General features: G+C 68.2%; 7 protein-coding genes and 1 pseudogene. 3 read left to right on the forward strand and 5 right to left on the reverse strand.

Annotated elements, in window-relative coordinates; genetic code table 11:
- Window positions 1–16: 16 nt before the first annotated feature.
- Both ACFQ7F_RS43615 and purE read right to left on the reverse strand, forming a co-directional pair.
- On the reverse strand, window positions 17–1,213 hold the full coding sequence (locus ACFQ7F_RS43615; protein ID WP_383284539.1) for a dipeptidase: 1,197 nt from the start codon (window positions 1,211–1,213) through the stop codon (window positions 17–19).
- A gap of 5 nt (window positions 1,214–1,218) precedes the next feature.
- Window positions 1,219–1,785 (reverse strand): 5-(carboxyamino)imidazole ribonucleotide mutase, encoded by a 567-nt coding sequence (gene purE, locus ACFQ7F_RS43620; protein WP_383284542.1) that lies wholly within the window; start codon window positions 1,783–1,785, stop codon window positions 1,219–1,221.
- Window positions 1,786–1,935: 150 nt separating this feature from the next.
- Between purE and ACFQ7F_RS43625 the strand changes: the two are divergent.
- A pseudogene (locus ACFQ7F_RS43625) lies at window positions 1,936–3,121 on the forward strand (RNA-guided endonuclease InsQ/TnpB family protein); the annotation flags it as partial.
- Window positions 3,122–3,172: 51 nt separating this feature from the next.
- Here ACFQ7F_RS43625 and ACFQ7F_RS43630 read toward each other — a convergent pair.
- Window positions 3,173–4,336: a 5-(carboxyamino)imidazole ribonucleotide synthase gene (locus ACFQ7F_RS43630; RefSeq protein ID WP_383284545.1), complete on the reverse strand. Its 1,164-nt coding sequence runs from the start codon at window positions 4,334–4,336 to the stop codon at window positions 3,173–3,175.
- 240 nt (window positions 4,337–4,576) lie between these two features.
- Here ACFQ7F_RS43630 and ACFQ7F_RS43635 point away from each other — a divergent pair, with 240 nt between their 5' ends.
- Entirely contained in the window at window positions 4,577–5,107 is a 531-nt protein-coding gene (locus ACFQ7F_RS43635) for a GtrA family protein (protein WP_383284548.1), read from the forward strand.
- Window positions 5,108–5,143: 36 nt separating this feature from the next.
- On the opposite strand, the gene ACFQ7F_RS43640 is transcribed toward ACFQ7F_RS43635, so the two are convergent.
- Window positions 5,144–6,421: an ATP-binding protein gene (locus tag ACFQ7F_RS43640; RefSeq protein WP_383284552.1), complete on the reverse strand. Its 1,278-nt coding sequence runs from the start codon at window positions 6,419–6,421 to the stop codon at window positions 5,144–5,146.
- 239 nt (window positions 6,422–6,660) lie between these two features.
- On the reverse strand, window positions 6,661–7,338 hold the full coding sequence (locus ACFQ7F_RS43645) for a response regulator transcription factor (protein ID WP_383284555.1): 678 nt from the start codon (window positions 7,336–7,338) through the stop codon (window positions 6,661–6,663).
- A gap of 475 nt (window positions 7,339–7,813) precedes the next feature.
- Between ACFQ7F_RS43645 and ACFQ7F_RS43650 the strand changes: the two genes are divergently transcribed.
- Entirely contained in the window at window positions 7,814–9,310 is a 1,497-nt protein-coding gene (locus ACFQ7F_RS43650; RefSeq protein ID WP_383284558.1) for a peptide MFS transporter, read from the forward strand.
- Window positions 9,311–9,362: the final 52 nt, after the last annotated feature.

Genomic DNA, 9,362 nt, shown 5'->3' on the forward strand with positions numbered 1-9,362 from the left:
CCTCCGTGTTCAGCTGTCAGCCGTCCAGCTGCTGAAGCGTCGCGTTCGACGGGCCGCGCCGGGACTGCTCGTCGCGTGCCACGTCCTCGGCCGCTCCGAGTACGCGGACCGCGTTCTGCCACGTCAGCTTGGCCAGGTCCGCCTTCGACCAGCCGCGGGTCAGGAGCTCCGCGATCAGGTTCGGGTAGCCCGATACGTCGTCGAGGCCGTCCGGCGTGAACGCCGTGCCGTCGTAGTCGCCGCCGATGCCGATGTGGTCGACGCCCGCGACCTCGCGCATGTGGTCGAGGTGGTCGGCGACCGTCGCGGTCGTGGCGACCGGGCGCGGCGTCGACTCCTCGAAGGCCGCGTGGACCTTCATCGCCTCCGGCGTCGTGTCCAGGTGGTGGAAGCCGTGCGCCCGCCTGTTCTCGTCGGCCGCCGCAGTCCAGTCGACCGCCGCCTGGAGGACGAACTTCGGTACGAAGGTGACCATCGCGACGCCGCCGTTCGCGGGCAGGCGCTCCAGGACGTCGTCCGGGATGTTGCGCGGGTGGTCGCACACCGCTAGCGACGAGGAGTGCGAGAAGATCACCGGCGCCACGGAGGTGTCCAGGGCCGCCCGCATCGTCGTCGCCGCCACGTGGGAGAGGTCCACGAGCATGCCGCTGCGGTTCATCTCGCGTACGACCTCGTGGCCGAACGCGGAGAGGCCGCCGACGCCGGGATCGTCCGTCGCCGAGTCCGCCCACGCGATGTTGTCGTTGTGCGTCAGCGTCATGTAGCGGACGCCGAGCGCGTGCAACGCCCGCAGTGTCGCGAGGGAGTTGTTGATGGAGTGGCCGCCCTCGGCGCCCATCAGGGACGCGATACGGCCCTCTGCCCGCGCCGCTTCCATGTCCGCGGCCGTCAGCGCGCGCCGCAGGTCCGTCGGGTAGCGCGTGAGCAACTGGTCGACGCAGTCGATCTGTTCGAGCGTCGCGCTCACCGCCGCGTCGCCCGTCAGGTCCGTGCGGACGTAGACGGACCAGAACTGCGCACCGACCCCGCCCGCCCGCAGGCGCGCGATGTCCGTGTGGAGGTTGCCCGTCTGGTCGGACGCGATGTCGAGGCGGTCGATGTCGTAACCCGCCTTCTCGCGCAGCGCCCAGGGCAGGTCGTTGTGACCGTCGACCACGGGGAAGTCGGCGAGAAGGGCGCGGGCGTCGGCGCGTACGTCATCGAGTGAAGTCATGCCGCTCACTTCCCCGAACCCGAGCGGGAGCCCGAACCCGAACCCGAACCCGAGCCGAAGCCGAAACCGGAACCCGCGCCTTCGACCTTGGCGCGAAGGCGCTTCCCCTTCTCCGTGGCCTGCTCGTTCAGCTCCTGCTGGAACTCCCGCATACGGCCGAGGATTTCGGGGTCGTGCGTGGCCAGGATGCGCGCCGCCAGGAGGCCCGCGTTGCGCGCGCCGCCCACCGAGACCGTCGCCACCGGAACGCCCGCGGGCATCTGCACGATGGACAGGAGCGAGTCCATGCCGTCGAGGTACTTGAGCGGGACGGGCACGCCGATCACCGGCAGCGGCGTCACCGACGCCAGCATGCCGGGCAGGTGCGCCGCGCCGCCCGCGCCCGCGATGATCGCCTTGAGGCCGCGGTCCGCCGCTTCCTCGCCGTACGCGACCATCTCGCGGGGCATACGGTGCGCCGATACGACGTCGACCTCGTAGGGGATCTCGAACTCGTCGAGGGCCTTGGCCGCGGCCTCCATGACCGGCCAGTCGGAGTCGGACCCCATGACAATGCCAACTACTGGGCTCATCTCAATCTCCTTGCAAACCCCTCCGGCTCCAGCCGAAAGGAGTGGGTAGGGCCCCGTCAGCGGCGCGGGGACGGCTCATCTTCCTTCGCCATGTGGCAAGTTCCGCAGACTGCCGGACAAGCTCACATCAGAAGCTCTAACGTGTAAGGCATGGAGACCAAGGCGGTGAAGCGGGCGTTCAAGTACCGCTTCTATCCGACCGAGGAGCAGGCAGCCGAGCTGTCGCGCACCTTCGGTTGCGTACGCAAGGTCTACAACTTGGCACTTGACGCCCGTTCGCGGGCGTGGACGGTGGAGCACCGCAGGGTCTCCTATGTGGAGACCTCGGCGTTGCTCACGGAATGGAAGAAGACCGAGGAACACGGGTTTCTGACCGAGGTCTCGTCGGTACCGCTTCAGCAGTCGCTGCGACACTTGCAGACTGCCTACTCCGCGTTCTTCGACAGGCGGGCCCGGCACCCACGCTTCAAGTCGAAGAAGAAATCCAGGGCCTCTGCGGAGTACACCCGCTCCGCGTTCCGATTCCGGGACGGAGAACTCACCCTGGCAAAAATGCGCGGTCCGCTGCCGATCGTGTGGTCGCGCCCTCTCCCCGAAGGGGCCGAACCCTCCACGGTCACGGTGTCCCGAGACAGGTCGGGCCGGTGGTTCGTCTCTCTCCTCGTCGAGAGCGCCATCACCACGGCTCCCGCCACGGGTGCGATGGTGGGCATCGATGCGGGCGTCACCAGCCTGGTGACGCTGTCCACCGGGGAGAAGATCACCAACCCCAAGTTCGAGAAGAAGGACCGCGCTCGGCTCAGCAGAGCGCAACGGGAACTGTCCCGAAAGCAGCGAGGCTCCAAGAACCGGGAAAAAGCCCGCGTCAAAGTGGCGCGCGTCCAAGCAAAGATCGCCGACCGACGTCGGGATTTTCTGCACAAACTGACCACTCGGCTCGTTCGTGAGAACCAAACGATCGTGATCGAGGATCTGACCGTCCGCAATTTGCTCGGTAATCGCACCCTCGCACGTGCGATCTCCGACGCGTCGTGGGCGGAATTGCGCTCGCAGTTGGAGTACAAGTGCGCCTGGTACGGGCGCGAAATAATTGCGGTCGACCGCTTCTTCCCGTCGAGCAAGACCTGCTCCGCGTGTGGCCTGATCCGCGGAAAGTTGCCCTTGAACGTCCGGGAGTGGACGTGTGCGGGCTGCGGCACCCGACACGACCGGGACCACAATGCCGCCAAGACCATTCTGGCCGCCGGGCTGGCGGTGTCGGCCTGTGGAGCCGGTGTAAGACCCCAACGGAACACCTCCGGGCGGGCAGTCGGCAGCGAAACAGGAATCGTCACGGCGCGAGCCGTGGTTCCTCCTCCCCGCGGGACACCGCGGGGAGGAGGCGAGGTCAATCCGTGATCGTTCCTCTGAGATAGCCGGCCGCGTGACGCGCGCGTTCGAGCACGTCGTCCAGGTCATCGCCGTAGGTGTTGACGTGGCCGACCTTGCGTCCCGGCTTCACGTCCTTGCCGTACATGTGGATCTTCAGCTGCGGGTCGCGCGCCATGCAGTGCAGGTACGCCTGGTACATGTCCGGGTAGTCGCCGCCCAGGACATTGACCATGACCGTCCACTTCGGCCGCGGGCGCGGGTCTCCGAGGGGAAGGTCGAGCACCGCGCGCACGTGGTTCGCGAACTGGGACGTGATCGCCCCGTCCTGCGTCCAGTGGCCCGAGTTGTGCGGGCGCATCGCGAGCTCGTTCACCAGGATGCGGCCGTCGCGCGTCTCGAAGAGCTCGACCGCCAGGTGGCCGACGACGCCGAGCTCCTTGGCGATGCGAAGGGCCAGCTCCTGCGCCGCGCCCGCGAGGTCCTCCGAGAGGCCGGGAGCGGGCGCGATCACCGTGTCGCAGACGCCGTCGACCTGCTGCGACTCGACGACGGGATAGGCCACGGCCTGGCCGTGCGGCGAGCGGACGACGTTCGCCGCGAGCTCGCGCACGAAGTCGACCTTCTCCTCGGCGAGCACCGGGACACCGGCCCGGAAGGGATCTTCGGCGTCCTCGACGGAACGGACGAACCACACCCCCTTCCCGTCATAGCCGCCACGCACCGTCTTGAGGATCACGGGGAAGCCGTCGCCACCCGAAGAACCCTCCGAAGATCCTTCGGCCGCGAAGGCGACCACGTCGGCCGGATCGCGCACGATCCGGTGGCGTGGACACGGCACGCCGATCTCCGTGAGCTTCTCGCGCATCACGCCCTTGTCCTGGGCGTGCACCAGCGCGTCGGGCCCCGGACGTACGGGGATGCCGTCCGCCTCCAGGGCCCGTAGATGCTCGGTGGGTACGTGTTCGTGATCAAAAGTGATCACGTCGCAGCCCCTCGCGAACTCGCGCAGCGTGTCGAGGTCGCGATAGTCGCCGATGACGACATCGCTGACGACCTGCGCCGCGGAATCCTGAGGGGTGTCACTGAGGAGCTTGAACCTGATGCCTAGCGGGATGCCCGACTCGTGTGTCATACGAGCGAGCTGACCTCCGCCGACCATGCCGACTACCGGGAACGTCACACCCCCAGGGTATCGGCCTGTATCAGCCACCCGGGAACGCCCGGTCACGGCCGGATTCCGCGCACCGAACGTGCTCTCCCGTCACAGAGCCGCCACAGTGTGGAGCGGTCCACGCGCGACTGATGTGAGTCGCTGGTTAGCATGGCTGGGTTGACGCGACCGAAGGACCGATGTCGTCGACGAGACGATCGGGACCGGAACGACCGGCACGAACAGACGACGGGGGTTGGGGCGACCACCATGACGGAACGTGGCGCACTACGGGTGCGAATGGAGCAGATCGCGCGCGAAGTCGCCAAGTTCGGGGCCGTGGGGGCGCTGGGCACACTGGTGAATTTCGGCGTGTCCAACCTGCTGTGGCACATGACGGAGCTGCAGGCCGTGCGCGCGAACGTGATCGCCACGGTCGTCGCCATCGCCTTCAATTACGTGGGCTTCCGGTACTTCACGTACAAGGACCGCGACAAGAGCTCCCGCACCAAGGAGCTCACGCTGTTCCTGATGTTCAGCGCGGTGGGCCTGGTGATCGAGAACGGCGTCCTGTACGCGGCGATCTACGGCTTCGACTGGGACAGCCCGCTCCAGCGCAACATCTTCAAGTTCGTGGGCATCGGCATCGCCACCTGCTTCCGCTTCTGGTCCTACCGCACCTGGGTCTTCAAGACGCTGCCCGCCCGGGATGCCGTCGCCCGTGCGGAATCGTTCCTGGAGGACGGGACGAAGGCCGCGGCGTCCGACGAGAAGCGCCCCGCGGCTCGCGGCACGCGCTAGCGCCTCGCGGCTCGCGCTAGCGCACCGTCCCCCCGATCAGCGCACCGTCTCCTCGATCTCCTGGGCCCGCTTCTGCGGGGGCGTACGCGACAGGAACAGGCCGAACACCGGGGGCTTGGTCTGCAGCATCTCCAGGCGGCCGCCGTCGGCCTCTGCCAGGTCCCGGGCGACCGCCAGGCCGATCCCCGTCGAGTTGCGGCCGCTGATGGTCCGCTCGAAGATCCGCGCGCCGAGATCGGCGGGGACGCCGGGGCCGCCGTCCGTGACCTCGACGACCGTCTGGTTTCCCGTGACGCGGGTGCGCAGGGCCACGGTGCCGCCGCCGTGCATGAGCGAGTTCTCGATGAGCGCCGCGAGGACCTGCGCGACCGCGCCCGGTGTGCCCACGGCCCGCAGATGCCGCTTGCCCGAGCTGACGATGGCGCGGCCCGCGCTGCGGTAGGCGGGGCGCCACTCTTCGAGCTGCTGCTTGATGACCTCGTCCAGGTCGAAGGAGACGGCGGACCCGGTGCGCGGGTCACGTGAGTTCGTGAGGAGCCGCTGCACGACGTCGGTGAGGCGCTCGACCTGCGCCAGCGCGATCGTGGCCTCCTCCTTGACCGTGTCCAGGTCCTCGGTGACGGTGATCTCCTCCAGGCGCATGGAGAGGGCCGTCAGGGGCGTACGCAGCTGGTGCGAGGCATCGGCGGCGAGTCGGCGCTCGGCGGTCAGCATCCGGGCGATCCGCTCGGCGCTGCCGTCGAGGACGTCCGCGACGCGGTCGAGCTCCGTCACCCCGTACCGCTTGTGGCGGGGCCTCGGGTCACCTGAGCCGAGGCGCTCGGCGGTCTCCGCGAGGTCGGTGAGCGGCGAGGTCAGACGGTTGGCCTGGCGTACGGCGAGGAGTACGGCGGCGATGATCGCGAGCAGGGCCACGGCGCCGATGATCAGCAGGGTGCGGCCGACCTCCCGGGTGACCGCGGTACGCGGCTCCTCGACGGTGACCTTCTCGCCCTCCTCGCCCTTGGCCGTGTCGTGGATGACGTCGCCGGTGGGGCGGGTGCCGATCTCGACGGAGGCGCGGCCGGGGATCTCGATGAGGACGTAGCGGTCGGTGTCGACCGCGGCCACGTCACGCAGGATGTCGGCGTCGATCTTCTCGTCGCTGATGAGCCTGCTGTCGACGATGCTGGCCAGGCGGAACGCCTCGCTGGTGACGCGGTCCTGGGCGCTGGTGCTGATGGTCCTCGTCTCCACGATGACGAGGCTCACCCCGAATACTGCGATCACTACGAGGACTACGGCGAGGGTGCTGTTGATCAAACGGCGGCGCATGTCCCCAGTGTCCCGGATCGGACACTGGCAGAGGCCCCGTCAGGGTCGCGGGGAACTGCGCGAGCAACCACGTCGTGCCCGCAGCCGCCAAGTGGCCGCGACAGGCAGACGCGTCTGCCGGGTTTCGGACCATTGGCCTCTGCGGGCCGTCTACGGCTGAGCACGCCCACGCGGCGGAGCCGCACATGTCACAGCCCCGCGCCCCTGACGGGGCACTGCCCAGCGCCCAGGGGCGAGGGTCAGCTCTTCTCGAAGCGGAAACCGACGCCCCGCACCGTGGCGATGTACCGCGGGTTCGCCGCGTCATCGCCCAGCTTCTTGCGCAGCCAAGAGATGTGCATGTCCAGGGTCTTGGTGGACGACCACCACGTCGTGTCCCAGACCTCGCGCATCAGCTGGTCGCGCGTGACGACCCGCCCCGCGTCGCGGACCAGGACCCGGAGCAGGTCGAACTCCTTGGCCGTGAGCTGGAGCTCCTCCTCGCCCATCCAGGCGCGGTGCGACTCGACGTCGATGCGCACGCCGTGCGTGGCAGGCGCCTGCTGCGGCTCGGTGGCCCCGCGCCGGAGCAGGGCCCGGACGCGGGCGAGCAGTTCGGCGAGGCGGAAGGGCTTGGTCACGTAGTCGTCGGCGCCCGCGTCAAGGCCGACGACGGTGTCCACCTCGTCGGCGCGTGCGGTCAGGATGAGGATCGGCGCGGTGTGCCCCCCGGCACGGAGGCGACGGGCCACTTCCAGGCCGTCCATTCCGGGCAGCCCCAGGTCGAGTACGACAAGGTCGACGCTGCTCTGCAGCCCGGCGTCGAGGGCGGTCGGGCCGTCCTCACGCACTTCGACCTCGTACCCCTCCCTGCGCAGGGCACGGGCCAGCGGCTCCGAGATGGACGCGTCGTCCTCGGCGAGCAGTACACGGGTCATGGGGTGATGGTAGTCCGCGCCGGACGACCATCGTGGGGTGATCGCCAGCTGGCGGTCGACGCCTGCGGCTCTGGGGTGCGATCCTGTGGATCACCTTCGAATGTGGGCGCCGGTTCCACCATAACCTGTGATCCATCTCTCAAGTCCTTCCATATGCTCCCTTGACATGGCGTATGGTGACCCAACGCCTGATGCACTACACAAGGACCTTTGGCCCGCTGTGCGGCCTTAGGTCACTTTTATGTGCGGGCCGGCTTCTGCCGGCCTCGAAAGGAATGACCTGTGGTCGGGCCCTGCGCGTGAGCTTGCGCCAGGGCGTGGATCTCGGAGTCGCCGTACCTGCGCCTTCCCCGACACGGAGGGCGAACTCCCCCCGGGCGTGGGGGTGTGGGCGGTATGACCCCGGTGCCGACCGCCCCCCACACGGGCGCGCACACGCTCTTGCCGCGCGTCCCGAACCCACGAGGATCGACCCATGGCGTCCAGCCTGACGAAGGACTCCGCCGGTACCCCTGGCTCTGAGAAGACCTTCTTCGGCCACCCCCGCGGCCTGGCCACACTCTTCATGACCGAGATGTGGGAGCGCTACAGCTTCTACGGCATGAAGGCACTGCTCCCGCTGTACTTGATCGCCCCTGGCGGCATGGGCATGAGCGCCACGACGGCGACGGCGATCTACTCCGTCTACATGTCGATGGTCTACCTGCTCGCCATGCCCGGCGGCTGGGTCGCGGACCGTTTCTGGGGACCACGCAAGACGGTCGCCATCGGCGCCGGCGTAGTCATCCTCGGCCACATCACGCTCGCGCTGCCGAGCTCGGCCTCCTTCTTCGCGGGGCTCGCGCTCGTCGCGCTCGGCTCGGGCCTGTTGAAGGCGAACATCTCCACGATGGTCGGCCACCTCTACGACGGCCCGGAGGACCCGCGCCGTGACGGTGGCTTCACGCTGTTCTACATCGGCATCAACATGGGCGCCTTCCTCGCCCCGCTGACGATCGGCACCGTGGGCGAGAACGTCAACTGGCACTTCGGCTTCGCGCTCGCCGCGATCGGCATGGCGCTCGGCCTCGCCCAGTTCATGCTCGGCTCGCGCCACCTGAGCGGCGAGAGCAGCGTGGTCTCCAAGCCCGCGACGGTCGAGCAGCGCAAGTCCGCCCTGCGCACCGGCCTGATCTGGCTGATCGTGGCCGTCGTGCTCTACACGTTCCTCGCCGTGACCGGCAACTTCGCCGACTGGGCGCTGATGCCGCTCACCATCGCCGGTCTGGTCATCCCGGTCACCGTCCTGGTCCGCATGAAGCGCGACAAGGAGCTGACGAACCTCGAACAGTCCAAGCTCTCGGGCTACATCTGGTTCTTCATCGTCGCCGCCGTCTTCTGGATGATCTACGACCAGAACGGCTCGACCCTGTCGATCTTCGGCGAGGGCTCGACGACGAACCACCTGCTCGGGTTCGACTTCCCGACCTCCTGGTACCAGTCGCTGAACCCGATCTTCATCATGGCGCTCGCCCCCGTGGTCGCCTCGGCGTGGCTGTGGCTGAACAAGCGGGGCAAGGAGCCGAGCACGGCGGTCAAGTTCGCCTCCAGCCTCACGCTGATCGGCATCTCCTTCCTCGTCTTCCTCATCCCGCTGATCGACACCGCCAACAACGGCGGCAAGGTCAGCCCGATGTGGCTGGTGGCGATCTACTTCATCCAGACCGTCGGCGAGCTCTGCCTCTCCCCGGTCGGCCTCTCGGTCACGACCAAGATGGCCCCGGCGAAGTACACCGCTCAGATGATGGGTGTCTGGTTCCTCGCGGTCACCGCGGGCGACTCCGTCACCGGCCTGCTGACCTCGCCGCAGCTCGGGGTCAACCTGAACACGTCGGGTGCGGTCACCGTCGAGGCGGTCATCGCGGTCATCGCGGGCTTCGGCATCTATCTGAACCGCAAGAAGGTCAAGGAAATGATGGGTTCCGTCAACTGACCGGGTTCCGTCAACTGACCTCCACCGCGCCCCCAGCGGGCCGCTGAACGAC

This window comes from Streptomyces sp. NPDC056486, assembly GCF_042795295.1.
Classification (GTDB): domain Bacteria; phylum Actinomycetota; class Actinomycetes; order Streptomycetales; family Streptomycetaceae; genus Streptomyces.

Coding starts and splice junctions, on each gene's coding strand:
- ACFQ7F_RS43615 (WP_383284539.1), bottom strand. CDS start 1,213: ATGACTTCACTCGATGACGTACGCGCCGACGCCCGCGCCCTTCTCGCC.
- purE (WP_383284542.1), bottom strand. CDS start 1,785: ATGAGCCCAGTAGTTGGCATTGTCATGGGGTCCGACTCCGACTGGCCG.
- ACFQ7F_RS43635 (WP_383284548.1), top strand. CDS start 4,577: ATGACGGAACGTGGCGCACTACGGGTGCGAATGGAGCAGATCGCGCGC.
- ACFQ7F_RS43640 (WP_383284552.1), bottom strand. CDS start 6,421: ATGCGCCGCCGTTTGATCAACAGCACCCTCGCCGTAGTCCTCGTAGTG.
- ACFQ7F_RS43645 (WP_383284555.1), bottom strand. CDS start 7,338: ATGACCCGTGTACTGCTCGCCGAGGACGACGCGTCCATCTCGGAGCCG.
- ACFQ7F_RS43650 (WP_383284558.1), top strand. CDS start 7,814: ATGGCGTCCAGCCTGACGAAGGACTCCGCCGGTACCCCTGGCTCTGAG.